The sequence below is a fragment of the Mesobacillus jeotgali genome (assembly GCF_014856545.2).
Classification (GTDB): Bacteria; Bacillota; Bacilli; order Bacillales; family Cytobacillaceae; genus Mesobacillus.
In genome coordinates this window covers 3912576-3937358 of sequence record NZ_CP109811.1, presented here as the reverse complement: position 1 = coordinate 3937358, position 24783 = coordinate 3912576, and the positions used below count along the sequence as shown (strand labels likewise).

The following is a 24783-nucleotide window of genomic DNA, read 5'->3' as shown; positions in this document are numbered from 1 at the left end:
TTTTGTTCTTTTAATAGCAGGATCTTGACGAACAAGTTGGAATTTGGCATCAATCAAACAGTAACAGAGGGAGATATATGGAAAAACGTGATAAGAGATCTAGACATTTAGCGGCTATTTCGCTGGCGATTATGGGAGCGGGGTTCCTTGCTACGATTCCGTTTCAGGATTCATTGATCGGGAAATTGCTGATGGGCGGCTTTGAGGCTGGTCTTGTCGGCGGACTTGCTGACTGGTTTGCCGTTACGGCACTATTCAGGCACCCGATGGGAATCCCGATTCCGCACACGGCACTTTTGCCGAAAAATCGTGATAAAGTAACGCGCGCGTTAATCAACATGCTTGAGAATGACTGGCTCACGAAAGAGAGCATCATGGAAAAGTTCAAGCAGATTCATATTCTTGATAAAATTTTCGAGACGGTTGAGAAGGAACTGCATTCTGATTCTGTTAAGAAAAGTATCCAGTCATTCAGTCTGGATGTCGTGAAAAAAATAGACGTAGAAAGATTTGCACCGTCGATCGAACAGGAAATCAAAGGCTTCCTATTATCAGCAGATTCTTCCGAGTTTTTACAAAAAGCATCCAGCCATATACTTGCAAAAGAGTATGACTCGGCCGCTTTTGACTATGTACTGCAAGAGACGGAGAAATGGGCTTCCCAGGATGAAGCGAAACTGGTTCTTGGCAAACTGGGAAAACAGGCGATCGATACAACGGAAGCTGACGGACTTTTGAAATTCGCGATCCAATCGTTCAGCAATATGATCACGGAAGAAAAGGTCGGCAATATTTTGCAATCATTCATTTTAAAAAGAATGAAGAACCTGCAGCAGGATGATAATCGCTACCGCCATATGATTCTTGATAAAATCCGCAAAGAACTGGGAAGCATTAATGAGCGGGAAGCACTCATGTCAGAAATTCAGACCTGGAAAAACAAGATGGTCGAAGAAATGGACTTAACACAACAAATCAAAGGTGTATTGGCCAAGGCAAAGGATCGTGCAATTGCGCACATCGAAAAAGACAGCTTTGTAGATGATACGGTTACACCAGTGGTAAAAAAGTTCATTGAAGAAATCAAAGCTGATAATGAAAAGGTAACAGCAATCGAAACCTGGCTGCATGCAAAGATAGCTGGTCTGATTGAAAGAAACCATTCTAAAATCGGCAGGCTTGTCAGAGAAAATCTTGATAAGCTCGATACAGAAACACTGATTGACATGATGGAAAACAACGTCGGAAAAGACCTGCAATGGATCAGGGTGAACGGAGCCGTCTGCGGCTTCCTGATCGGTATTGGTTTGACGATCTTCAAGCTTATTGTGATGTAAAATAGAATTACAGACCAATCCAATGGGTTGGTCTTTTTTATTGAAGTAAATGGTAAAATGATAGGGGGAGGGAGAGGATGGCTAAAAGGAAAAAGCTTGTAACAGTCATTATTGTTATGATGTGCGTTATTCTTTTGACAGTATATTGGGCTTATAATTACAAGGTCCTATCAGGTAATTATAACAAATTGACAGTCAGCGGCATGGAGGGCAAAACAATTCTGATAATAAAAGATCCGGACGAGATTGCCAAAGTCATAGAAGACATAAATGAAAGCCCGAGGACCTTCAAGTATAATACTGGACTTACATACGACTACTTACCTCATGGTATATTGACTTTTGAAAATGAAACAGAAAAAGTGCAGATAGGGTTTATTTTACCAACCGGGAAAACGATAACAAAATATTGGGAAGTTCATACAGAGTTTCCTTTTGGGCAATAGGGGGATTTGGAAAAATGGAGAAGGTAAATATAAAAGAAAAATTTTCGCTTTTTAGTGATTATTGGAGTCCGAAAATCGCCGGGGAAATAAATGATATGCATGTAAAGTTCGCCAAGCTGAAAGGTGAGTTCATCTGGCATATGCATGAACATGAGGATGAGATGTTCCTTGTTGTAAAAGGAGAGCTTTTGCTTAAATTCAGGGATCGAGATGTACACCTGAAAGAAGGGGAATTCATGATTGTACCTAAAGGTGTTGAGCACCTTCCCATTGCAGAAGAAGAAGCACATGTTATCTTTTTCGAACCGAAAACAACCGTAAATACAGGCGAAGAACTAAATGAAAGAACAGTTTCCGACCTTCCAACGATATAAATAGATGAAAAGGCTCGGTCAGTGAACCGAGCCTCTTCTATGATTAATCTTCAATTTTTACAAGTTCAAAACCCGTCTCTTTCCACACATAGCGGATTCCATGGACAAATGTGTTGAAAGTCGGAACATTAACATGCAAACCATTTAGCACGATTGATTTGGCCATTTCGGGACGGATTCCTACGTAGATGGATTGCACACCCATAAGTTTCAAAGAATTGATGACCTGCTGCAGTCGGAACGCGATAGCTGCATCCAGTTCGTCCGAAACACCGGTAAAGTCAAAAATGACAAATTGATTTCCCTGCCTGGCGCTGTGCGAGAGGATTTTGTCACCAAGAAGCGCCAGTCGGTCTTCAGTCAATTTTCCCATGACCGGAACCAGGACAGCTGAGTCAACGGATAGCGGGATGACAGGCATATCAAGAACTTGGAGCTGTTTCCTGTTTTCCTCCAGTGCCTCTTCGAATTCAGTGACATCTTTCCACGTAAGAATAAATCCGCTTTCCTTGCCTTCATGAATGGTAAGTCGATCTACCATAATCTCGGCTGAAAATTTATTGAACAAAGTGATGCTGGCGAAATGAGGAAACTTCCCTTCAGCCAGGATTTTTTGCTGACGGCTGCCATGGAACTCTCCTAAATCCCTGCCAACGAAGTCTTCTGGATCATTAATTCCTACATACGGCCCAATTTTGGCCAATAGTTTTAGAGCAGAATCATTGATAAAAACGATTTTGTATTCTTGATCAGCAATTAAAATATTTTCATTGATTTTATTTAAAAGTTGGTGGGTTTCTAGTGCACCGAGGTTGAACAAAATAATCGCTCCTATTCTAATAGGCGTTCTATGTAAAATTATAGCTAAGTTTTCCAGTTGGGACAAGGAATACCAAAAGCCTCCTGCCCTGAGCGCAGGAGGCCGAAAATTCATTTAGTGGCTGCTTTCTGTTTGAAAATTGTTTTTCGGATATATGGGATTACCCAGTAGTCCAACCCATACTTCCCTGCGTTAAAACCAGCGAAGAGGATGATGAAGCCGAAGAAAATATCTGTTGGATTATGTGATACGGTTCCGGCTAGGAAGAAGCTGAAATTCATTACTAAGCCGAAGAACATTGCTGCAGTTGTCAGGCAGCCAAGGATGAGTCCCAGGCCGACGAGGAATTCACCGACCGGTACTATAAAGTTGAACAGCTCAATGTTTGGCAGCGCGAAGTTTTCCAGAAAAGAGACATACCAGCCATAAACCATGTTTCCATCAGGACCTTTTACCGGATTGGCAATGGCGTTTTTCAAATATCCAGTTGCATCAAAGCCTTCCCCGGTCATTTTATGCCATCCAGCAACCATCCAGTTATAACCAAGCCATAATCTTAAAAAAGTCAACAGGCCAGCGGCAACCTTATTTTCCCTTAACCAATTTGTGAACATATCAATCGCTTCCCTTCAAGGATGAAGTATTATTTGATTACACTACAATATATTAATCTTCTACCTTGAAATGCGGGCTCCAAGTTGTTGTTCACAAATTAGCTAAAACATATTGTCAGGATTTTGAACACTTTGGAAAAGCAATGACGTGGAAATAGTGTGATGAGAAAAATTAGGGAGGATAAAGAATTAATGGGGAAGTTAATAATTAGCTGGGAGAAACGTAAAAAAAGAGCCAGGCTAATGCCCAGCTCTCTGGTTATGATTTAAGTTAAACTGCTTTATGGGCAGCTTCGGGTTCTCTTTTGAATACAGTCTTGCGGATGAATGGAACCACCCAGCGGTCTAAACCGTATTTGCCGGCATTGTAGCCTGCGAACAGGATGATGAAACCGAAGAAGATGTCAGTTGGGTTGTGAGATACGGTTCCGGCAAGGAAGAAGCTGAAGTTCATCACAAGTCCAAAGAACATGGCTGCTGTTGTCAGAGTTCCAAGGAGCAAGCCAAGTCCAACCAGGAATTCACCCAGCGGCACGATGAAGTTGAACAGTTCAACGTTCGGGATCGCAAAGCTTTCAAGGAAGTTCACATACCAGCCATAAACTGCATTTCCGTCTGGACCCTTTACCGGGTTTGCAACGGCGTTTTTCAAATATCCACTTGCGTCAAAGCCTTCGCCAGTCAATTTGCCCCAACCAGCAGTCATCCAGTTATATCCGAGCCATACCCTAATCACAGTCAACAGGCCAGCAGCAATATTGTTTTCTCTTAACCATTTAGCGAACATCTAAATCGCTTCCCTTCAAAAATAAGTAATTATTGATTACACTTACAATATATCAGAATCCGAAATAAAAATGAGCAAATTGTGAAGTTGTTCACACAAATGCAACAACAAATTGACGGAATATTGAACGTGAATCTTTTTAAAAGGATGGATTGGCAACAGTGCCTAAACAAAGCATGGAATCAGAAAGGATGAAAGCAGATGGATCAATCAACAGGAGCAGCTCAACAGCCTCAGGGCACTGAAAAAATCTGGAGCAGGGACTTTATGTTTATATTCCTGGCGAATTTCTTCATCTTCCTGGGTTTTCAAATGACTTTGCCTACCATTCCGCTGTTTGTGGAGCATCTGGGTGGGAATGACCAATTGATCGGGTTTGTTGTAGGGATTTTCACATTTTCGGCATTGATTGTGCGCCCATTTGCAGGACGGATGCTAGAAACGAAAGGGAGGGGGTTCATTTACCTGACAGGGCTGGCCATTTTCGTGGTATCTGTAGGTTCATTTGGATTTGCTTCAGGAATTGCCTTCTTGTTTTTAATGCGGATTGTCCAGGGGATTGGCTGGGGATTTTCCACAACAGCATCTGGTACAATCGCAACCGACTTAATACCGCCGCGGCGCAGGGGAGAAGGAATGGGATATTTCGGTCTCTCCGGGAACGTTGCGCTCGCGATGGGACCGACGCTTGGTCTTGCGCTGGCTGCGGCAATCACATTCAAGCAGTTATTTTTAATCAGTGCGATCCTGGGTCTTGCTGCCTTCCTGCTGGCATCAAGGATCACCTATAAAAAGGTGGAGAAACCGGAAGGAAAAGCGGAAGAGAATGCGGTCAAGCGACGATGGGATGTATACGAAAAGTCCGCCCTGCAGCCGTCCTTGCTATTATTGTTCATTACAACAACATTCGGAGGAATCGCTTCATTCCTGCCTCTCTACTCAGCACAGAAGGGGATTGAAGGGATAGAATGGTACTTTTTTATTTTTGCGATTACCCTAATGCTATCCCGGTCATTTGCGGGCAAACTCTATGACAAGAAAGGACATGGCGCCGTCTTCCTACCCGGGACATTTCTAATCATGATCGCCATGATCCTGTTAGCCTGGCTGCCAAACAGCCTTGTGATGTTCATCGCAGCAGGTTTGTACGGATTCGGTTTCGGCTCGGTCCAGCCGGCTCTTCAGGCATGGGCAGTTCAGGATGCACCGATGAATCGAAAAGGTATGGCTAACGCAACCTTCTTCTCCTTTTTCGATTTGGGCGTTGGTGTCGGAGCGATGACTTTTGGCCAGATCGGTCACTGGCTTGGCTATGGCAGCATCTATATCGCTTCCGCCATTTCCGTTTCCGTTGCACTTCTTCTCTATATTTGGATGATGAAGCTTCCTGCTGGAAAATAGACCTGTTCCAATTTTGGAGCAGGTTCTTTTTATTTGAAGAAGATTTTTCAACAGAGTAAAATACAGATATAGGTATATATTAGAGTCAAGGCAGCGACTCGCACTGATGGTTTTTTGACTTTTAAAAGATATGGGGCGGGGTATAAGAGAGTATAGTCTTCATACACCTATCAAACTGAAGGAGGAGTTCATATGTATTTCAAGTCGTTTTTTGATGATCAGCTTGCACATATGTCTTACTTGATCGGCTGCCAGAGAACGGGCGAAGCGATTGTCATCGACCCGGCAAGGAATATCCAGCCTTATCTGGATATCGCCAAAAAAGAAGGCCTCAAAGTCTCAGCTGCAACAGAAACCCATATTCATGCAGATTATCTGTCAGGAGCAAGGGAGCTTGCCCACCATCATGGCGCGAAGCTGTATGTCTCCGATGAAGGGGATAAGGACTGGAAGTATCAATATGTCGACCAGTATGAGCATGAATTGCTGACAGAGGGCTCGACGTTCAATATTGGGAATATTTATTTTGAAGTCATCCACACGCCGGGCCATACACCGGAAAGCATATCATTCCTGCTGACAGATAAGGGTGGCGGCGCCAATGAGCCGATGGGGATTTTCACAGGAGACTTCCTGTTCGTAGGCGATGTAGGCCGCCCGGACCTTCTAGAAAAAGCCGCAGGCATCAAGGATACATCCAAAGCGGGTGCACACCAGATGTACGAATCGCTTCGCAAAGTGGAAAAGCTGTCTGACTTCCTGCAGGTATGGCCAGCACACGGAGCAGGTAGCGCTTGCGGAAAATCGCTTGGCGCTGTGCCAATGTCTACTTTAGGATATGAGAAAAAATTCAACTGGGCTTTCCAGATTCATGAGGAAGACAAATTTGTTGAGGAACTGCTTGCCGGACAGCCGGAGCCTCCGAAGTACTTTGCCCAGATGAAAAAGCTGAATAAAGTAGGCCCTGAACTGCTCAGACGCGAGGAAACTCCTAAAGTGTCATTATCTGACGCAGGGAATGCAGTCGTTGTCGACACCCGTCCGGCAGATGAGTTCGCCGAGGGACATGCAAAAGGAACGATTAACATCCCTTACAATAAATCCTTCACGAACTGGGCAGGCTGGCTATTAAGCTATGATCAGGACATCGTATTGATTGCTGATCCTGAAAAACTGCCTGACATCGAAAAATCATTGCAGTCAATCGGACTTGACCAGGTTACAGGGTATGTTGACCCGAAAGAGCTAGGCGGCAGCCTGGAAGAATACAAGACTGTCACCGCCAGTGAAGCAAAAGAAATGATGGAAGATGAAAACTACTTTGTCATCGACGTCCGCAATCAGAGCGAATGGGACAGCGGCCATATTCCAGGCGCCCACCATATGATGCTCGGAAACCTGACAGACAAGCTTGCCGAGGTGCCAAAGGACAAGAAAATCATCGCCCACTGCCAGTCAGGCGCACGTTCCGCAATCGGAACAAGCCTGCTGTTGAAAAATGGATTCAAGGATGTAGTCAACCTCGACGGCGGCTACTCCGCATGGGAAAAAGAAGGATTGCCTGTTAAAAAGGATTAGTACAAGAGCCAGCTCAGTTGATGAGCTGGCTCTATTTATTAGGGGATTGGAGCGTATGGGATCCTGAATTGCAATAATTTAGAATGAGAGATTACCATTTTCGTTTCTATAAGGGTAAGGTTCAGTGGAAAGATACCCTTAGTAAAGCGATTCTCCCTCTATAAGGGTACCATTCAAGTCGAAAGAGACCCTTATGCAAGGAATTCTGCCTCTATAAGGGCACCATTCAAGTCGAAAGAGACCCTTATGCAAGCGATTCTGCCTCTATAAGGGTACCATTCAAGTCGAAAGAGGCCCTTATGCAAGCGATTCTGCCTCTATAAGGGTACCATTCAAGTCGAAAGAGACCCTTATGCAAGCGATTCTGCCTCTATAAGGTTACCATTCAAGTCGAAAGATAATCCCATAATGCAAGCAATTCCAAACAATGGAGTGTATTGGCGCTCGAATTAAACGAATCCCCCTACAATCATGAACAAACTATGACCAATTCATTAAATAATTTGTACCAACACCCGAAACAGTTGATTCTCGCCCCATTGCGCTATAATTTATATATAACAGAAGTCGGAACAGAGGGGATTGCCGTGAAAATATTAGTGATTGAGGATAATGAAAGTGTCTGCGCGATGATTGAGATGTTCTTTTTAAAAGAGGGCATCGAAGGCAGGTTTGTGAACGATGGCCTCAAGGGTTATGAGGCTTACAAAAGCACAGATTGGGATTTGCTGATTGTGGACTGGATGCTTCCAGGCATGGATGGTGTCACGCTGTGCAGGAAGATCAGGCAGGAGGGCAGTGATGTGCCGATCATTATGCTGACGGCCAAGGATAGTGAATCGGACCAGGTGCTCGGACTGGAGATGGGGGCGGATGATTATGTGACGAAGCCGTTCAGTCCGCTGGCTTTGATGGCGAGGATCAAGGCTGTGGCCCGACGATATCAAAAACAGAAACCCGACGTGCATAGTGAGGTTGGGACGAGCACTCTGAAAATCAATAAAGAAACTCGAGAAGTGAGCCTGGATGGCAGCCCTGTGACGAATTTGACGCCTAAGGAGTTCGACTTGCTCCTGTTTTTTGCCCAGCATCCGCGCCAGGTATTCACGAGGGAACAGCTTCTTGAGCGTGTCTGGGGATACCAGTTTTACGGGGATGAACGTACGGTGGATGTCCATATCAAGCGTCTAAGGAAGAAAATTGGCAGTTCAGAACAGCCATTCTTCCATACGGTTTGGGGCGTAGGCTATAAATTCGATGAACTGGTTGATGGGCATGAAGGTTAAGTATATATACCAGCAATTTCTGAGCCATATCAGCATTATCATCGTTGCCTTTCTCATCCTGAGCCTCGTATTCACACAGTACGTGGAAACGCTGGTTTATAAAAATAAAACGGAGGAGCTGATTTCCTACGGGGAAAATATCCTCCGTGATCTTGACCGGGGCGGTGAACGTCCTGATCAGGTGATCAATCAGTATGCCCGGGTTCTTTTCGGCCGGGATATCCAATTCAGTGTATTCGATGAGAATATCCAGCTGCTGAATCCAATCAGATGGAGAGGGCCGGCGATCGAGTTATCGGAAGAAGAGTGGAGCCAGCTCACAAACGGAAATCCGATTGTGAAAAATTTTGATCTCGAACGGTATGATCGTGCTGTGACCCTGGTTGTTTTGCCGTATGTGGACCGTGGGAACTTTATCGGCGGCATTCTCCTGACCTCGCCAATCAGCGGGACACGGGAAATGATTACGGAAATCAATAAATATTTATTTTATACGGTGCTGATTGCGCTGGCTGTTTCGTTCCTGCTTAGCTGGGTGCTGTCGCGCATCCATGTAAACAGGATCAAAAAGCTGCAGGAAGCCACATCGCTCGTTTCTGCAGGGGATTATACCGTAAAAGTTCCGTCCTCTGACTTCGATGAAATCGGTGAATTGGCGAATGATTTTAACAGTATGGTCAGCAAACTGAATGATTCGAATTCAGAAATCGAAAGCCTGGAAAACCGGCGTCGCCAGTTCATGTCAGATGTTTCCCATGAATTGAGGACGCCGCTTACGACCATCAGCGGGATCATCGAGGGACTAAGGAATAACATGATTCCCGAGGCGGAAAAAGAGCGGGGCATCAATCTGGTCAGCCAGGAAACGAAGCGGCTGATTAGACTGGTTAATGAGAACCTCGATTATGATAAAATCCGCTCGAATCAGGTACAGCTTTTAAAAGAAGATATTGAACTGATTGAGGTATTCGAAATCATCCAGGACCAGCTAGGGCTGCAGGCAGAGGAACGCAATAATTCAATTGAGATTCAAACGGCAGAATCCGTCATGGTCCATGCTGATTATGACCGTTTTGTCCAGATTTTGATCAATATCACGAAAAACAGCATCCAGTTCACTGAAAACGGGACAATCTGGCTTCGCGGCAGGATGGATGGGCCGAAGACAGTGATAGAAATCGAGGACACAGGCATTGGCATTGAACCGGCTGAAATCGAAAAAATCTGGCATCGATTTTACAAGGCTGATATCTCTAGGACGAGCAACCCGTTTGGGGAGTTCGGTCTCGGTTTATCCATCGTCAAACAGCTGGTACAGATGCATGATGGGAACATTTCCGTAGAAAGCGAACATGGAAAAGGGACGAAGTTTGTAATCGAGCTCCCTTTTAGGTAAGGCTCTGTTAAAGCCCATTGTTGTTTTTGCATCCTGTTGATTGTAGTGGAAGGCGCGAAGACTCCTCCGAAAATGCTAACGCAGTTCCATCGTGCGTGGTCAGGTTCAGGGAAGCTCAATCAATGTCCTGCGGGATGAGCAAGTCATGGAGAGACCCCGCAGGCGCTGAAAGCGGTGAGGAGGCTCCCCGACTGCAAGGAAGAATTTGAACTTTGAAAAAGCCGGCAGTTGGGCTTTTTCATAAATCTTCCCCGCGTAAAGCGAAGCGCCTGGAACGAAAATCGACAGCCTAGATTAACAGAGCCTTAGTTAAAGAGAAATTTCCGCTGAAAAGGGTCAAAGTTTGTGATCGAACTCCCTTTTCGATAAGATGAAAAAAGAAGCTGCGGGCGTTGATCCCCGGCTTTTGCTATTTGAAAGGGTGAAACAACATGGTGCGTTTCGGAGTAGTAGGTACAAATTGGATTACAGAAGCATTTATCAAGGGGGCAAGCCATCATCAGGATTTTCAGCTTGCTGCTGTTTACTCGCGTACAGAGGTCCGTGCCGCGGAGTTTGCCGGCAAATTCGGAGTGGATACTATTTTTACAGACCTGGAAGAGATGGCAAAAAGCGATCTAATTGATGCTGTCTATATTGCTAGTCCCAATTCTATGCATGCCAGCCAGGCGAAGGCGCTTATGGAAAATGGCAAACATGTTCTCTGCGAAAAAGCAATCGCGTCCAACAGCCGCGAGCTGGACGATATGGTCAGGACGGCAAAGGATAATCAGGTTGTTTTAATGGAGGCGCTAAAATCAACCTTGATGCCGAACTTCAAGGCTGTCCAGGAGAATCTGGATAAAATAGGCACAATTAGAAGGTACTTCGCCAGCTATTGCCAGTATTCATCCCGCTATGACAAATATAAAGAAGGAATCGTGTTGAACGCCTTCAACCCGAAATTTTCGGCAGGTTCGCTGATGGACATCGGTATTTACTGCATCTATCCGCTTGTCGTCCTGTTTGGAGAGCCAAAGTCGATTCAGGCAACCGGCTATTTGCTTGAATCAGGGGTGGATGGGGAAGGCAGCCTGATTTTGAAATATGAGGAAATGGATGCGGTCATCATGTTTTCGAAAATCACTGATTCGTCTCTACCTTCTGAAATACACGGCGAGAATGGGAACATCAGGATTGATAAGATCAGCACGCCGGAAAAAGTGGAAATTCTTTATCGCGACGGGAAATCCGAAGATATTTCTAGAGAACAACTGGCTGATAATATGTTTTATGAAGCAGAGGAATTCATCAATTTGATTCAGCAAGGAAAATTGGAATCAAGGAACAATTCGCTTGAAAACTCGAGGATCACGATGAGGATTCTTGATGAAGCAAGATCGCAAATGGGTGTCAGATTCCCAAGTGACATGTAAAAGAAAGGGCAGGTGCGCTTAACGGCACCTGCCCTGTTTTACAACCTTTAGTAATTTAAAAATTTCACACATACCGGATCTGGAACCTTCACATCTGACTGCAAAAGTGTCAATCGGCCTGTATCTGTGTCACGGGCAAAAAGCGCTACATTACTGGAATTTTGGTTCGTCGCAATCAGGAATTTCTCGCTCGGATCCAGCACAAAATCCCTTGGCCAATTACCTTCCGTTGACGTATGTTCGATAAAATCAAGCTGGAAGCTTTCTGGGTCTACCTTGAAAATTGCAATACTGTCATGGCCGCGATTGGCAGCGTAGACGAATTTTCCATCAGATGAAATATGGATGGCGCTTCCCTGGTTGTTTTCGCTAAAATCTGCAGGCAGGGTGGAGATTGCCTGGAGCTGTTCAAAGTTGCCGTCCTGTGAATTGTATTTTAAAACTAGAACTTCAGAGCTGAATTCTGTCATCAAATAGGCGATGGCATTGTTTGGATGGAAAACAAGATGTCTTGGACCGCTTCCTGGTGCAATATGGAGCATACTCTTCTCGATCAGCTGGCCGTTATCCAGAGTATAGGTAATCAACTGGTCGATGCCAAGGTCAACAACTGCCGCATAGTTTCCGTCCGGTGTGAAACCTGCATAATGGGTGTGCGCTTTTTCCTGGCGCTCATCCGGGCCTGATCCTTCATGGACCGCACTTGATAAGGCTGACTCAATATTGCCTGTATCAGAGTTCAGCAGATAGGAATCAGCAGACCCTTTGTGGTAATTGGCAGATAAAAGCAGGTTATTTTCCTTGTTCACGCTCACATGGCATGGTGACGCTCCTGGAGCAAGCTCCGAATTGATGAATGATAGCTTCCCGGAATCAAGGATACCAAAGCCTGCCACACCTCCGGTACCCCCTTCCTTTGCGACGGCATAAAGAAAGCGGTTGTCGTCACTGATTGTCAGGTATGTAGGATTCTCCAAGGCTGCCGCTGGTTCCACGTCGAGGATTTTTCCATTCACAGAATCTAGGGTGAATGAGTAGATGCCTTCGCTGTCCCCTTTTGTATATGTACCAAAATAGCCTTTTAATTTTTCATGAGTTGCCATTATGAATGCCTCCAATTTGTTTAAGCATGAGTAGTCTAAGTTATAGTCTAGCAAAAAAATCCTTGGTGACAAAATGTTACGAACAACAGGTGAATGGGTAAAATAGTACAGTAGAATTTCGTTTGTAAAATGAATGTTAGATAACCTGACCAAAATCTGGACTTTAAGCTTTGTAAGGGATATGCTCTTTTATAATGAGATTCTAGCAAAGGCTTTCTCAACGTAAATGGACAAAAGAGCCTGATATCAGTTTAAAGTGTTTAGGAGGTTTATTATGAACTTGCAAGAACAGATAATTGACGCATTGAATGTGCAGCCGCAAATTAATCCCCAGCAGGAAATCAGGAAGAGGATTGATTTTTTAAAGGAATATTTGCTTGCCTCAAGGGCGAAAGGGTTCGTGCTTGGAATTAGCGGCGGCCAGGATTCCACTCTGGCTGGAAGGCTGGCGCAGCTAGCATCGGAGGAATTGCGGTCAGAAGGCAAGGAGGCCAAATTCGTAGCAGTCAGACTTCCGTACGCTGTGCAAAAAGATGAGGAAGATGCTCAGAAAGCATTGGACTTCATCAAGGCTGACCAGACGATCACCTTCAATATCCAGCCGGCTGTCGATACGTTCAATACACAGTTTGAAGAAGCGATAGGCGATAATATGACGGACTTTAATAAAGGAAACGCAAAGGCCAGAATGAGGATGATCACACAGTATGCCATTGCAGGACAGGAAGGCCTGCTGGTAATCGGGACTGACCATGCTGCCGAGGCTGTGACCGGATTCTTTACAAAATACGGAGATGGCGGTGCCGATTTGTTGCCTTTATCCGGACTGAACAAGCGTCAGGGCAGGGAGCTGCTGAAGGCAATGAACGCAGAACCGAGACTGTACCTGAAGGAACCTACTGCCGACCTTCTTGACAACAAGCCGCTTCAGTCAGACGAAACCGAGCTTGGAGTCAGCTATGAAGCAATCGATGACTATCTTGAAGGAAAGCAGATTGACGAAGGAGACGCTGCTAAAATTGAAGGCAGATACCTTGCTTCAGAGCATAAACGGCATATGCCCGCATCCATGTTTGATTCTTGGTGGAAGAGATAAGCATAAAAAAGCCTGGCTGAGATTTCGATCAATGATATGCTCCCCTTTAGGTAGACAGATTAAAAAATATAATCTGTTTACTTAAAGGGGAGTTTTTATATGTCAAAAAGGGCCTTTTCACTCCAAGATAAAATTAAGATTATAAAGGCTTTGGAAAACAGGAACCATACCATTTCGGAACTGGAATCTATATACAAAGTGAGCAATATGGCAATTTATGATTGGATCTATAAGTTTGAAAAATACGGAGTGGAAGGATTGAACGAATCCTCTACTTGGAAGAGATATTCGAAGGAACTTAAACTGTCGGCAGTTCAGGACTATCTTAGCGGAGATTACTCCATTCAGGAAGTTACGAGGAAATATGAAATTTCCACTACTTCTCTCCTTCGCAAGTGGATTAAAAAGTATAATAGTCATAGAGAATTAAAGGACACTTTCCAAGGAAGGACAAACACTATGACTAGAAGAAACACTACTATAAATGAACGGAAAGAGATTGTGCTATATTGCCTTGAGAACGGCAAAGATTATCAGAAGGCAGCTGAGACCTACCAGGTCTCTTACCAACAAGTATATCAATGGGTTAAAAAGTATGAGGATGGCGGCGAAGAAGCCCTAGGGGATAAACGTGGGAGGAAAAAGGAAGAAGTTGAACTCTCTCCAGAACAGAAGATGAAATTGGAGATGAAGAGGCTTGCGAGCGAAAACGAACGCTTACGTGCAGAGAATGCATTCCTAAAAAAGTTAGAGGAGATCGAAAGGAGGCGAAGATAAGCCAGGTACGCCTAGAGGAGAGATATATCGCGATCAAGGAACTTCACCAGGAGGAGGGATTCCCTCTCGTCATGCTTTGTGAAATTGCGGGGGTGGCTAGATCTTCATATTACAAATGGCTGAAGCGAGTACCTTTAATCCGTGAACGACAGAATGAAGAACTTGTAGAAGAAATGAAGGCTCTCCATGAAGATGTTAAAGGAATCTACGGCTACCGCAGGATTACGATGGCTCTGAATCGAAAGTTGGGCAAGAGCTTCAACCATAAGCGTATCTATAGGCTGATGAAGATTGTCGGCATTCAAAGCGTAATCCGGAAAAAGAAGAAACGCTATAAAAAGTCAACCCCTCAACATGTCGCAGAAAATGTGTTAAACCGTGAATTCCAAGCCGAAAATCCAAATGAGAAATGGGTTACGGATGTCACTGAATTCAAGTATGGAGAAGCAAAAAAGGCTTATTTGAGTGCGATTAAAGACTTACACGATGGAACCATCGTCAGTTACGTTTTTGGGCATTCCAACAACAATAAACTGGTGTTTGATACGCTGGATCAGGCTACAGCCCTTTTGAATGGAGACCGTCCACTTATACATAGCGACAGAGGCTTTCAGTATACCCATCTCGGATTTAAACGAAGAATAGATCAAGCAGAGATGACTCAAAGTATGTCTCGAGTCGGAAGATGTATTGACAATGGTCCAATGGAATCCTTTTGGGGATCACTGAAAAGCGAGAAGTATTACCTGGAGAAATATAAGACCTTTGAGGAACTATCTGCGGCGATTGATGAGTACATATACTTTTATAACCATAAGCGTTACCAAAAAAGATTAAACGGCCTTAGCCCCCTAGAATACAGGGCTAAAGCCGCTTAGATTGTTTTTATTATTTCCACTGTCTACTTGACCGGGAGCAGTTCAGATTTCGATCAATCAGCCAAGCTTTTCTTTTTATTCAGTTTGCGCGATTGCGAGTTGCGGTGTATCTTCTTTTTCCGTCACTTTTTCGATTTTATCGGTGAACATCTGGAAGACTCTCTTTTTCTCTTCCAACTCCTTGATATATTCCTTTAAATCATTGAATTTTTCCTCAAATGGCTGATGATACAGTTCACGGATTTTCCTGTTCAAATCTGGATTTACTGTCGACTGGACGACTTGCTTTGTGATGTTGAATTTATGTGTATACACACTTAACTCGTTTTTAACTTCTTCATACTCCGCATCAATCTCTTGAAGAATCTCTTCAATTTCTGCTTTCCATTCATCTAGCGACTTTTTAACATGCTGTTCCATAAGGATCCCCCTGCCATTCGCCTGTAATAAAGCTTCTTCCTTTTATTCTAGCAAGTGAATTTTACATAGAGATTGCTGGGATATTACATTGTGAAAACAATAAGAATGAGAGCAGACCTAAAATGGTAATAACTTGTAAGCGGTTTCGCTAAAAATTATTTGGGAATTATAAGCATATATGGGCGATGGGGTATTTTTTCAAAGGAGGAAGAAAATGAAGGTAATTATTAGTTTCTTGATGTTGTTGAGTTTTGGGTCTTTTGCTTCAGCAAGTGATTTGCAATACGGTCCTAATGACTGGGAGCAATACCGGTTCGATACATCCAATAACGCTGTTTATTCAAATGGCGATAGTCGCTCGATTGAGAAAATCTATTCAACAGGTGATGAAGTCCGGGCGAATCCCGTGATTGTTAAAAACAGTCTGTATGTCGGCAACCATAATAGCGGGGACCTCTATTCATTCGATTTGTTTTCTGGAAAAATCAATTGGAAGGCATCTGTGGCAAACTGGATCCATGCCGATACGATTTTCCATGACGGCATTCTATATGTAGGGTATGGCAACCGAAAATTCAAAGACCCATTCAAGCAAAAGGTAAGAGGGACAGGTGAAAGCGGAGTAGCAGCATTTCAGGCACAGACTGGTGAAAAAGTTTGGGAGTATAAGACAGAGGGTGAGGTCATGCCGGCACCTGCCTATTACAAAGGAAATGTTTACATTGCCACAGGGGATAGCCATCTTTATGCCCTGGACGCTAAAACCGGAAAGCTGAAATGGAAATTGAAGCTCCCTGGCTGGGCAAGCATGTCATCTCCACATATCAAAGACGATATTTTATATGTCGGCGCACTGGATAAGCTCGTTGCTGTTGATTTAGAAAGACAGAAGATCATTTGGAAACAGGGAAAGCTTGGATCTGTAACAGATGTACCGCCTGCTGTAGCGGGGAATACAGTGATTGTGACCGGAGCGAAAATGAATTTACAGCAGAATAAAAAGCAGCTATGGGAAAAATATGGCGAGAACATGCCCAATAAGGCGTTTAAAATAACTCAAAAGGAAAAAAGGCTATATGGTGATGATGCAGAAAATTATCATTTTATCTACGCATTTGATAATAAAACCGGAAAGCTGCTATGGAAGGACTTAATGGGGACGGGACCAGACCAGAAGGTGCCAATTCCGCATACGAATACATCAGGTGCAGTCACGATTGACGGCGAGTATGCATTCGTAGGAAGTCCTTATACCAAATCACTCATGGCCTACCATATTCCAACCGGAAATAAGGTTTGGGAGCATAATGCAGGTGAAGGCATCAAAGGTGCACCAGCCGTAAAGGATGGCCAGGTTTATGCAGGGGATGTAAAAGGAAATCTTTATGTCCTGCAAGCCAGCAATGGAAAACTGCTGAATAAAATTAAATTAGGTGGGCCTTTATCGCCTGGAGGACCTGTGATCATCAACGAAACTTTATTCATCGGCAGCCAGGATTATAATGTCTACGCAAAACCATTGAAGAGTTTATTGCCATAGCATAATCAGGAGACCGTGCCATCTGGAGACGGTCTCTCTTTTCTTCAAAAGCAAGAGATGGTACCTGGTATTCACAAAGTTGTAGGAAAAAAGACTCATCCTTGTAAGAAAATGGCGAAAATTGTTGAAATAACAGTACTAAAGTTTTATATTTTAATTAGAACTGAAAAAGGCAAACTCATTGAAAGATGAGGACGCAAAGCCACGAGTCTAAGGCATTACTGCTATGATCGTCGGGTTGCCAAAAAAGAACGGATGAGAACACCAGGTACAGGCGGATGGTTTTGAAGACTGTTTGCCGCATTAAATCCGCCGTCCTTTTGGGGGATTTTTTTTTGGAATGTCTCTTTCTGCACCATATTGCAAAAAGAAACGAATTTCACGTTTGCATTTTGCGATATAGGATAAATAATACTTAAGTTACTTGACAGGACAAAATAAAATGATCCTTTTGGCAGATTTGGTTTCAGCACATAGGATATTCAATTTTTTATGAAAGGTGGAGGAAACGTTGACGGTTTTATTTGGGACGGTAGAGTACTTTGAACGGGAGATAGAGTTTCATTTATCTGAGGTTGAAAAAAGAGAGAGGTTCCGGGAAGAAATCAATCAAATTCAATTGAAGCTTGAAGAAGAGCTGCTTAATGACTTTATCTGTGACGAAAAGCTAAGGATGGAATGCTTGCAGAATCTATCGAATGCTTGCAGTAAGTTAACTGAAGATTATGTGGTTTGAGAAGAAAAGCGGAAGCGCCTTGGTCAGCCCCGACAAGCGTTGGAGGACCGACCAGTGAAGTCGTTCTTTGACTTCATTGGGCGGACCGAAACGTCTCGAGGGGCTAGGCGCTGTAGCTGGACAAATCTCGATTTATACCTTTCCTATATTATACGAAAAGCCTGTGGACCGATCCACAGGCTTTTTCTAATGCTCCATTTTACTATGCAGACGGATAGTACCTGGAATGAATCCATCTTTGAAGTGGCCTGATTGGAAATCAACAACCCTCTGTACTGCAGCCATATTTCAAGAATAGTGTTTGAACATCTCGTTTAAAGGATATGTTTATCAATAGGACATCAAAAGGGGAATCGACATGGAGATAAAGGAATATAACAAACTCGTAAGAGACCTTTTTCCTGATTTAATGAAGGAAAAGGGCAAGAAAGTAGAATTTGAAATTTTGGAAGGCAGTCAATATAGTGAAAAACTGATGGAGAAGTTCAATGAGGAAGTTGAGAAATTCCGTCATGCTGGATCGGACAGGCTGCTGAGTGAAATCGTTGATTTGCTTGAGGTGGTCTATGCGATTGCCGAGCACAGGGGAATCACTGAATCGGAAGTGGAGTTCATGCGCCAGCTAAAGAAGAATCGCAGTGGCGGCTTCAGGAAAAAAATCATGCTTAAAACAATTGAGGAAAAGTCCTGATAAAAAAGCCCTCTGCCTTATCGGCGGAGGGCTTTTGCAATATCGTTAAGCAGATTTATGTGCAGCTTCTGGTGTCTGTTTGAAAACAGTCTTGCGGATGAATGGAACCACCCAGCGGTCTAAGCCGTATTTACCAGCATTGTAGCCAGCGAACAGGATGATGAAGCCGAAGAAGATGTCTGTTGGATTGTGAGATACTGTTCCGGCAAGGAAGAAGCTAAAGTTCATCACAAGGCCGAAGAACATGGCCGCAGTTGTCAGTGTTCCAAGGATCAAACCAAGACCAACGAGGAATTCTCCCAGTGGAACAATGAAGTTGAAAAGCTCGATATTCGGGATCGCAAAGCTTTCAAGGAAGTTTACATACCAACCATAAACTGCATTACCGTCTGGCCCCTTTACCGGATTGGCAACTGCATTTTTCAAATATCCAGTTGCGTCGAATCCTTCACCAGTCAATTTTCCCCATCCAGCAGTCATCCAGTTGTAACCTAGCCAAACACGAATCACAGTCAACAGGCCAGCAGCAATATTGTTTTCTCTTAACCATTTAGCGAACATCTAAATCGCTTCCCTTCAAAATATATAATGATTACACTTATAAGATATCAAAGCAATTTATGGAAATCTGTGAAAAAAGTGTGAAGACACATATCAGCCATAATGTTTTGAACAAATTTTGTCAATTGATTTCCTTAAATGGAAATTAATACATATAGGGGTATTTTGGCGATTTGTTCTTTTTCCTTGTCGCATATGTTGGAAATATATAGAATAAATATAGTTAGAAGTACAAGCTGGAAAGGGGAAGGTTACTATGAGTGAGCTTTTATTCAAGCAGTTTGAATTAACTAGAGTTTCTTTTTTGAAAAACATTGAGGCCATCACAGCAGAACAGGTAAGTGTTCAGCCGGAGGGCTTCAATAATAACATCCACTGGCACATCGGGCATGTGCTGACAGTTACAGAACAATTCATGATGGGATTTCCGAAAAAATCGAGTCATCTCCCTGCAAACTACATAGAGTTATTCGGGAACGGTACCCGACCATCTGAATGGACTGGAGATGTTCCTTCCGTTGATGTTTTGAGGGACCAATTAAAAGCGCAGCTGGGAAGGGTCAAGGAAGTGCCAGCTTCAATGCTGGATGAAAAGCTCAAGAAGCCTTTCCTTGGGCTTGAGACTTTCGGAGAGCTTGCGAACATGGCATTATTCCATGAAGCCTATCATCTTGGCCAAATTCACGCGATGAGAAAATTAGTTTAGTAATAAATTTGCAGGGTCCTATTTTGGGCCCTGTTTGTTGAAACCTGTTATCCCTTATTACGTATTACTAAATAAGGAAGGCAGGTGTGTGATATGAGCACGGATAAGGATTCAAGGCTTCTGAGAAGATGGATCATACTATTCGTTTCCTTTGCGGCAGCTGGAGCATTATTCCTTTTCATTGACATCACATGGATAAAAAAGACCCTTTCAGTCATAATGCTGTTGATCGGGTTTGTCGCTGCAGGCTCGGTATATGAATTTTATGAAAGTTGGTTAAATAGGCTCGATAAAAAAAGTGATAAGAAGTAAAGACTCCGTTCGTAAATTGAGTTTATCCAACCCGGAAATTCCGCGAAGACTATGGTTTTTTCCGCGAATGCCGAACGGATTCCGCGATTATCAGGAGTAATTCCGCGAACTGGAAAATATCTATTTTTTTCCAATTAATAAATGGAGGCACTAGAATATGTATCAGGAGAATTGCCCATATTGCAATGTGAACACAGATGAAGAGCAGCAAATCGTCTTGGAGAATGAAACATGTTATTTTATCCAGAAGGAGTCGGAGCAGCAAGTCCTGCAGGGAAGCGGGCTGATTATCCCGAAGCTCCATAAGCAAAATGTTTTTGAGTTATCAGACCAGGAATGGAAGGATTCAAGGGAGTTACTGCTTGGGGCGAAGAAGATTCTTGACGATCAATACGCTCCAGATGGTTACAGTGTAGGCTGGAATACCGGAAAGGCTGGAGGGCAATCGATTTTCCATGCCCATTTGCATGTGATTCCGCGATTCGAGGATGAACCTCTAGCAGGTAAGGGAATCAGGTATTGGATTAAACAAGAGGAGAACAAGCGGCAATAATTCACGAAGTTCCATGTAGGAAAGTTTCTGTTGATTTTTTTGAATATTGCTACTATAAAACATTCCAAAATCCCGTGTGAGCAGTTACGGGATTTTTCTTTTTTCAGGGTATGTTTCTTGGACATAACGAAAATTCACTTGTTGTGAAAAGGAAGAAAAGACTGAGTTTGGTAATTTCTAACGGATTGGATAAAATAGGCAAAGTGGAGGAGATTTCATGAGGAAAATCAGTAAGCTAATGCTCTATTTTATAGTGTTCGTGCTGGCATTTTCACAAATGCTTCCCGGCATTTCATTGGAGAAGGCTAGTGCCGAGGAAAGGAACTCAGTGGAGGATCTGGTGATTTACGAAAATATGCCTGAAGCGGAAGCAGCAGTGAAAGATGGAAAGATACAATTGAAAGCACTCCATGTGTATTCTGAAGGGAATTTTATGCTGACATCTGAAAAGCTTGTGTGGGAGTCGGCGAATGAAAATGTCGCAAAAGTTGACCATGATGGAAATGTGGAATTCACGGGGCAGAATGGACGGGCGTTCATTACAGTGACAGATGGTGCTTTCAAGGACAAGATCGCAGTCGATTATAATGTGAAGCCATCCTCGAAAGCGGAAGTGATGGTCATCAAGCAGGAAGGCAAGCGATATGATTTGATTGGCAAAGCGATCAGCAAAATGACCTTGAAGGAAAAAACTGGCCAAATGCTGATGCCGGATTTCATAACCTGGAAGGGTAAAAATGTAACGGAAATGCTGCCGGGAATTCAGCAGCTCGTTAAAAAATACCATTTAGGCGGAGTCATCCTTTTTCGTGAGAATGTCGTTTCCACGGAACAGAGTGCACGCTTAGTATCTGATTACCAGGATGCGGCTGAAAAGTTCGGCCTGCTGGTGACGATTGACCAGGAAGGCGGAATTATTACCAGACTTCAATCTGGCACGGATATGCCAGGAAGTATGGCAATAGGAGCAACACGGTCACCAGAAGTCGCTTATAACGCAGGTAACGCAATTGGCGAGGAATTGGCGTCACTGGGCATCAATATGAACTTGGCACCGGTTATGGACGTTAATAACAATCCGGACAACCCGGTCATCGGCGTACGTTCATTTGGTGAAGACCCAGAACTCGTGGCAGACATGGGTATAGCTTATACAAAAGGACTACAGGCTGCTGGTGTCGCGGCGACAGCCAAACACTTTCCGGGCCATGGGGACACAGCAGTCGATTCCCACCTTGGACTCCCTAAAGTTCCACATGATAAAGAACGTTTGAAGGAAATCGAACTGTATCCGTTCCAAAAAGGAATGGAAGAGGGGATTGATGCGATCATGACTGCACACGTCACTTTCCCTGAAATCGATGGAACCAAAGCTGTCTCCCGGAAAACTGGAGAAGAAATCGCAATTCCGGCAACACTTTCATATAAAGTTCTGACAGAGTTGATGCGTGAAGAAATGGGCTATGAAGGTGTCATCACAACAGATGCTATGAACATGAAAGCGATCGCTGACCATTTCGGTCCTGTCGACGCAGCCATCTCAGCGGTAAAAGCAGGCACCGATATCATTTTAATGCCGGTTGGTCTTGAAGAAGTAGCAGCAGGACTGCTTAGGGCTGTGAAGACTGGCGAGATTTCCGAGGAACGCGTTGAGGAATCTGTCGGACGTATTTTAACGCTTAAGGTAAAAAGAGGCGTGATTAAGGAAGAAACTTCGGTTTCAATTCAAGACAAAATTGCTAATGCCGTTAAGGTGGTCGGTTCTTACGAGCATAAGCAAATTGAAAAGGAAGCGGCTGAGAAATCAATGACATTGGTTAAAAATAATGCAGGACTGCCTTTAAAGCTGGATAGCAGTGAGAAAATTGTCGTTGTGGGAAACACTTTTATCAGCAGCCTGGGTGATGCAGTAAAAAAGCGTCACGGAAATACAACTGTCATTACAGCTTCAACTTTTAAGCTGACAGAGAATCAGCTAAAACAAATTAAAAGCGCCAACGCGGTAGTAGTCGGCACATATACTTACAATGTGTCAGGCAGGAAGCCATCGAGCACGCAAATGGCAATGGTCAAACAAATCATTAAAATGTCAGATGCTCCTGTCATCGGTGTCGGCATCCGCAATCCATACGACATTATGGCTTATTCTAAAATCGACGCTTATATGACCCAATATGGTTTTCATCCATCAGCCTTTGAAGCAGCGGCGGGAATGCTATTTGGTGAATTCGCACCAACTGGGAAGCTGCCTGTTACGATTCCTGATTATAGTGGTGGGGTGCTGTACGAATTTGGTCACGGATTAACCTACTAAATATAAATAGGCGGGCTTCGGGAATGGGATCTAGTCCATGTGGGGATGAAGAATTGTATGATCCTGAGAAGATAATTGATGTTGTCGAAAGGAAAAATGGCCTCTGCATAAGCAGTGGCCATTTTATATTGTACTGTTGTTCCAATCTGTATATAATCCACTGCCGCTGCAGCCAGGACATTCGTAAGGTGCTGCATAGTAGACAAACTCATTCGCGGAAAAAGCGTAATATCCTCTGCCATGGCAGTCCGGGCATTTATTCTGGTCCTTCATATTCGAAAGATGGTTTTCATATCTGGCATTTCTCCATTGATTAAGCGCATTAAACAAACCCATTCTTTAACACCTCCAGTTCTATGCATAGTTTGGAGAAATAATTGCTTTATTATGTATAGTTTATGGAGAATTTTGGTTTTTGACCCGGTACTAGCACATAACTTGTCTAAAAAGTTGACATTCCTGTGAACAATTCATGCTCAAACTCTTTGTTGGATAATCTTGGACTATAATGAATCCGTACATAAAAATAGGAGGGATTCAAGATGAAAAATGAATTGACACAAACAGTCAACAAACAAATCGCGAACTGGACTGTACTCTACATTAAGCTTCATAACTATCACTGGTATGTGACAGGTCCGGAATTTTTCACTCTTCACGCAAAATTCGAAGAGCTTTACAACGAAGCTGCCTTACATATCGATGAACTTGCAGAAAGACTGTTGGCAATGGGTGACAAACCAGTCGCAACCATGTCCGGTGCGTTAGAACTGGCATCTGTAAAAGAAGCATCAGGAAATGAAAGCGCAACTGATATGGTCGCAAGCATAGTAGAAGATTATTCAACAATGACCCAAGAGCTAAAGAAGGGCATGGAACTGGCAGGGGAAGTTAATGATGAAACAACAAGCGACCTGCTGCTATCCATTCACGCAGGCTTAGAAAAACATGTGTGGATGCTGAATTCCTTCCTTGGGAGATAAAAAATGAGAGAAGCAAGACGTATGCCGCGGCATACGTCTTTTTTTACGATGGACATTTCAAGCGATCGGCGAGAATCAGATGTTTTATGGAAATTTAAATTTCAAGCGCGATGCCGGAACGAAATGTTCGTCTTGTTTGCGGTTTACTCGAGGGGGAGTAGAAAAAATCGTAACAAAAAGCACCCGTTCAATGGGTGCTTTTGATGTAATTCCATATCGAAACCTATTACTATGCCTGCAGCCAGCTCTGTGACCATTTTTCAATTTCTTTCATAAGAGGTTCCAGGGCCTTGCCTTTTTCCGTCAATGAATACTCAATTCGGACTGGAGTTTCAGGATGAACTTCGCGTCTAACAATCCCTTCGCTTTCCAAATCCTTTAATCGCTCTGAAAGCACTCTTCCGCTGACCCCTATAGAGGATTCAATCGTACAAAAACGCTGAGGTCCAGAAAGCAGCTGGTATATGATCATTCCAGTCCAACGCTGGCTTAGGATTGTCATGGCTTTTTCAAATCTGGGACAAATCGACTTATCCATTTCAATCACTCCTTACTAATATTATAAACATATCACCTGAAAAATAAATTACTTTTTATAAAAAAGTTACTTGACGAAATTAAATTACAGTTATATAGTTACTTACATAAAGTAACCTACT

At 43.5% G+C, this 24783-nt stretch carries 26 protein-coding genes and 1 riboswitch; of the genes, 18 read left to right on the top strand and 8 right to left on the bottom strand.

Annotated features, from left to right (window positions below; all coding sequences use genetic code 11):
* Positions 1-77 precede the first annotated feature (77 nt).
* From FOF60_RS20165 to FOF60_RS20155, 3 genes are all read left to right on the top strand, one after another.
* Positions 78-1337 (top strand): DUF445 domain-containing protein, encoded by a 1260-nt coding sequence (locus FOF60_RS20165; RefSeq protein WP_192472566.1) that lies wholly within the window; start codon positions 78-80, stop codon positions 1335-1337.
* Positions 1338-1414: 77 nt separating this feature from the next.
* A complete protein-coding gene (locus FOF60_RS20160; protein ID WP_192472565.1) occupies positions 1415-1783 on the top strand; it encodes a hypothetical protein in 369 nt (122 codons plus the stop codon).
* 14 nt (positions 1784-1797) lie between these two features.
* Positions 1798-2157 carry a cupin domain-containing protein gene (locus tag FOF60_RS20155; protein ID WP_192472564.1) on the top strand — a complete coding sequence of 120 codons (360 nt, stop codon included), beginning with the start codon at positions 1798-1800 and terminating at the stop codon, positions 2155-2157.
* Positions 2158-2200: 43 nt separating this feature from the next.
* Here the strand turns inward: FOF60_RS20155 and FOF60_RS20150 are convergent, their stop codons facing one another.
* The 3 genes from FOF60_RS20150 to FOF60_RS20140 all read right to left on the bottom strand — a co-directional run bounded on the left by FOF60_RS20150 (position 2201) and on the right by FOF60_RS20140 (position 4378).
* Positions 2201-2977, bottom strand: coding sequence for an STAS domain-containing protein (locus FOF60_RS20150; protein ID WP_192472563.1), 777 nt, complete (start codon positions 2975-2977; stop codon positions 2201-2203).
* Between the two features lie 110 nt (positions 2978-3087).
* The gene (locus FOF60_RS20145; protein ID WP_192472562.1) at positions 3088-3591 is read right to left on the bottom strand and encodes a DoxX family protein; all 504 of its coding nucleotides are present in this window, start codon (positions 3589-3591) and stop codon (positions 3088-3090) included.
* Positions 3592-3862: 271 nt separating this feature from the next.
* A complete protein-coding gene (locus FOF60_RS20140; protein ID WP_192472561.1) occupies positions 3863-4378 on the bottom strand; it encodes a DoxX family membrane protein in 516 nt (171 codons plus the stop codon).
* Between the two features lie 201 nt (positions 4379-4579).
* On the opposite strand from FOF60_RS20140, the gene FOF60_RS20135 reads away from it, so the two are divergent.
* The 5 genes from FOF60_RS20135 (at position 4580) to FOF60_RS20115 (ending at position 11454) form a co-directional block, all read left to right on the top strand.
* A complete protein-coding gene (locus FOF60_RS20135; protein WP_192472560.1) occupies positions 4580-5779 on the top strand; it encodes an MFS transporter in 1200 nt (399 codons plus the stop codon).
* A gap of 192 nt (positions 5780-5971) precedes the next feature.
* Positions 5972-7357 (top strand): MBL fold metallo-hydrolase, encoded by a 1386-nt coding sequence (locus FOF60_RS20130; RefSeq protein WP_192472559.1) that lies wholly within the window; start codon positions 5972-5974, stop codon positions 7355-7357.
* Between the two features lie 587 nt (positions 7358-7944).
* Positions 7945-8643: a response regulator transcription factor gene (locus FOF60_RS20125; protein ID WP_192472558.1), complete on the top strand. Its 699-nt coding sequence runs from the start codon at positions 7945-7947 to the stop codon at positions 8641-8643.
* Positions 8633-10039 (top strand): sensor histidine kinase, encoded by a 1407-nt coding sequence (locus FOF60_RS20120; protein WP_192472628.1) that lies wholly within the window; start codon positions 8633-8635, stop codon positions 10037-10039. The genes FOF60_RS20125 and FOF60_RS20120 overlap by 11 nt, the downstream gene beginning before the upstream one ends.
* A gap of 431 nt (positions 10040-10470) precedes the next feature.
* Complete coding sequence (locus FOF60_RS20115; protein ID WP_192472557.1) at positions 10471-11454, top strand: Gfo/Idh/MocA family protein; 984 nt, start codon at positions 10471-10473, stop codon at positions 11452-11454.
* A 47-nt stretch (positions 11455-11501) separates the two neighbouring features.
* Here FOF60_RS20115 and FOF60_RS20110 read toward each other — a convergent pair whose 3' ends face one another.
* Positions 11502-12557, bottom strand: a complete 1056-nt coding sequence (locus FOF60_RS20110) for a lactonase family protein (protein ID WP_192472556.1) — start codon at positions 12555-12557, stop codon at positions 11502-11504.
* A 274-nt stretch (positions 12558-12831) separates the two neighbouring features.
* On the opposite strand from FOF60_RS20110, the gene nadE reads away from it, so the two are divergent.
* Entirely contained in the window at positions 12832-13653 is an 822-nt protein-coding gene (gene nadE / locus FOF60_RS20105) for an NAD(+) synthase (protein WP_192472555.1), read from the top strand.
* Positions 13654-13752: 99 nt separating this feature from the next.
* Positions 13753-15308, top strand: a protein-coding gene (locus tag FOF60_RS20100; protein ID WP_192473838.1) for an IS3 family transposase whose coding sequence is annotated in 2 segments (ribosomal slippage) — positions 13753-14392 and positions 14392-15308 — 1557 coding nt in all. Because the reading frame shifts where the segments join, the coding sequence is not laid out codon by codon here.
* A 75-nt stretch (positions 15309-15383) separates the two neighbouring features.
* On the opposite strand, the gene FOF60_RS20095 is transcribed toward FOF60_RS20100, so the two are convergent.
* A complete protein-coding gene (locus FOF60_RS20095; RefSeq protein WP_192472147.1) occupies positions 15384-15728 on the bottom strand; it encodes a hypothetical protein in 345 nt (114 codons plus the stop codon).
* Positions 15729-15942: 214 nt separating this feature from the next.
* On the opposite strand from FOF60_RS20095, the gene FOF60_RS20090 reads away from it, so the two are divergent.
* The 3 genes from FOF60_RS20090 (at position 15943) to FOF60_RS20080 (ending at position 18695) form a co-directional block, all read left to right on the top strand.
* A complete protein-coding gene (locus FOF60_RS20090; protein ID WP_192472148.1) occupies positions 15943-17268 on the top strand; it encodes an outer membrane protein assembly factor BamB family protein in 1326 nt (441 codons plus the stop codon).
* 161 nt (positions 17269-17429) lie between these two features.
* Positions 17430-17514: riboswitch (cyclic di-GMP riboswitch) on the top strand.
* A 265-nt stretch (positions 17515-17779) separates the two neighbouring features.
* A complete protein-coding gene (locus FOF60_RS20085) occupies positions 17780-18004 on the top strand; it encodes a hypothetical protein (protein ID WP_192472149.1) in 225 nt (74 codons plus the stop codon).
* 358 nt (positions 18005-18362) lie between these two features.
* Positions 18363-18695 carry a nucleoside triphosphate pyrophosphohydrolase gene (locus tag FOF60_RS20080; RefSeq protein ID WP_192472150.1) on the top strand — a complete coding sequence of 111 codons (333 nt, stop codon included), beginning with the start codon at positions 18363-18365 and terminating at the stop codon, positions 18693-18695.
* A gap of 45 nt (positions 18696-18740) precedes the next feature.
* Here the strand turns inward: FOF60_RS20080 and FOF60_RS20075 are convergent, their stop codons facing one another.
* Positions 18741-19256: a DoxX family protein gene (locus FOF60_RS20075; RefSeq protein WP_192472151.1), complete on the bottom strand. Its 516-nt coding sequence runs from the start codon at positions 19254-19256 to the stop codon at positions 18741-18743.
* Between the two features lie 256 nt (positions 19257-19512).
* Between FOF60_RS20075 and FOF60_RS20070 the strand changes: the two genes are divergently transcribed.
* The 4 genes from FOF60_RS20070 (at position 19513) to FOF60_RS20055 (ending at position 23141) form a co-directional block, all read left to right on the top strand.
* A complete protein-coding gene (locus FOF60_RS20070; RefSeq protein ID WP_192472152.1) occupies positions 19513-19962 on the top strand; it encodes a DinB family protein in 450 nt (149 codons plus the stop codon).
* A 93-nt stretch (positions 19963-20055) separates the two neighbouring features.
* A complete protein-coding gene (locus FOF60_RS20065; RefSeq protein WP_192472153.1) occupies positions 20056-20274 on the top strand; it encodes a hypothetical protein in 219 nt (72 codons plus the stop codon).
* Between the two features lie 157 nt (positions 20275-20431).
* A complete protein-coding gene (locus FOF60_RS20060; RefSeq protein ID WP_192472154.1) occupies positions 20432-20827 on the top strand; it encodes an HIT family protein in 396 nt (131 codons plus the stop codon).
* A 217-nt stretch (positions 20828-21044) separates the two neighbouring features.
* Positions 21045-23141, top strand: coding sequence for a glycoside hydrolase family 3 protein (locus FOF60_RS20055; RefSeq protein ID WP_192472155.1), 2097 nt, complete (start codon positions 21045-21047; stop codon positions 23139-23141).
* Positions 23142-23264: 123 nt separating this feature from the next.
* Here the strand turns inward: FOF60_RS20055 and FOF60_RS20050 are convergent, their stop codons facing one another.
* Entirely contained in the window at positions 23265-23477 is a 213-nt protein-coding gene (locus FOF60_RS20050; RefSeq protein ID WP_192472156.1) for a methionine aminopeptidase, read from the bottom strand.
* 206 nt (positions 23478-23683) lie between these two features.
* Between FOF60_RS20050 and FOF60_RS20045 the strand changes: the two genes are divergently transcribed.
* A complete protein-coding gene (locus FOF60_RS20045) occupies positions 23684-24124 on the top strand; it encodes a Dps family protein (protein WP_192472157.1) in 441 nt (146 codons plus the stop codon).
* A gap of 229 nt (positions 24125-24353) precedes the next feature.
* Here FOF60_RS20045 and FOF60_RS20040 read toward each other — a convergent pair whose 3' ends face one another.
* The gene (locus tag FOF60_RS20040; protein ID WP_192472158.1) at positions 24354-24662 is read right to left on the bottom strand and encodes a winged helix-turn-helix transcriptional regulator; all 309 of its coding nucleotides are present in this window, start codon (positions 24660-24662) and stop codon (positions 24354-24356) included.
* Positions 24663-24783 lie beyond the last annotated feature (121 nt).

Coding starts and splice junctions, on each gene's coding strand:
- FOF60_RS20165 (WP_192472566.1), top strand. CDS start 78: ATGGAAAAACGTGATAAGAGATCTAGACATTTAGCGGCTATTTCGCTG.
- FOF60_RS20160 (WP_192472565.1), top strand. CDS start 1,415: ATGGCTAAAAGGAAAAAGCTTGTAACAGTCATTATTGTTATGATGTGC.
- FOF60_RS20155 (WP_192472564.1), top strand. CDS start 1,798: ATGGAGAAGGTAAATATAAAAGAAAAATTTTCGCTTTTTAGTGATTAT.
- FOF60_RS20145 (WP_192472562.1), bottom strand. CDS start 3,591: ATGTTCACAAATTGGTTAAGGGAAAATAAGGTTGCCGCTGGCCTGTTG.
- FOF60_RS20140 (WP_192472561.1), bottom strand. CDS start 4,378: ATGTTCGCTAAATGGTTAAGAGAAAACAATATTGCTGCTGGCCTGTTG.
- FOF60_RS20135 (WP_192472560.1), top strand. CDS start 4,580: ATGGATCAATCAACAGGAGCAGCTCAACAGCCTCAGGGCACTGAAAAA.
- FOF60_RS20130 (WP_192472559.1), top strand. CDS start 5,972: ATGTATTTCAAGTCGTTTTTTGATGATCAGCTTGCACATATGTCTTAC.
- FOF60_RS20120 (WP_192472628.1), top strand. CDS start 8,633: ATGAAGGTTAAGTATATATACCAGCAATTTCTGAGCCATATCAGCATT.
- FOF60_RS20115 (WP_192472557.1), top strand. CDS start 10,471: ATGGTGCGTTTCGGAGTAGTAGGTACAAATTGGATTACAGAAGCATTT.
- FOF60_RS20110 (WP_192472556.1), bottom strand. CDS start 12,557: ATGGCAACTCATGAAAAATTAAAAGGCTATTTTGGTACATATACAAAA.
- nadE (WP_192472555.1), top strand. CDS start 12,832: ATGAACTTGCAAGAACAGATAATTGACGCATTGAATGTGCAGCCGCAA.
- FOF60_RS20095 (WP_192472147.1), bottom strand. CDS start 15,728: ATGGAACAGCATGTTAAAAAGTCGCTAGATGAATGGAAAGCAGAAATT.
- FOF60_RS20090 (WP_192472148.1), top strand. CDS start 15,943: ATGAAGGTAATTATTAGTTTCTTGATGTTGTTGAGTTTTGGGTCTTTT.
- FOF60_RS20080 (WP_192472150.1), top strand. CDS start 18,363: ATGGAGATAAAGGAATATAACAAACTCGTAAGAGACCTTTTTCCTGAT.
- FOF60_RS20075 (WP_192472151.1), bottom strand. CDS start 19,256: ATGTTCGCTAAATGGTTAAGAGAAAACAATATTGCTGCTGGCCTGTTG.
- FOF60_RS20070 (WP_192472152.1), top strand. CDS start 19,513: ATGAGTGAGCTTTTATTCAAGCAGTTTGAATTAACTAGAGTTTCTTTT.
- FOF60_RS20065 (WP_192472153.1), top strand. CDS start 20,056: ATGAGCACGGATAAGGATTCAAGGCTTCTGAGAAGATGGATCATACTA.
- FOF60_RS20060 (WP_192472154.1), top strand. CDS start 20,432: ATGTATCAGGAGAATTGCCCATATTGCAATGTGAACACAGATGAAGAG.
- FOF60_RS20055 (WP_192472155.1), top strand. CDS start 21,045: ATGAGGAAAATCAGTAAGCTAATGCTCTATTTTATAGTGTTCGTGCTG.
- FOF60_RS20050 (WP_192472156.1), bottom strand. CDS start 23,477: ATGGGTTTGTTTAATGCGCTTAATCAATGGAGAAATGCCAGATATGAA.
- FOF60_RS20045 (WP_192472157.1), top strand. CDS start 23,684: ATGAAAAATGAATTGACACAAACAGTCAACAAACAAATCGCGAACTGG.
- FOF60_RS20040 (WP_192472158.1), bottom strand. CDS start 24,662: ATGGATAAGTCGATTTGTCCCAGATTTGAAAAAGCCATGACAATCCTA.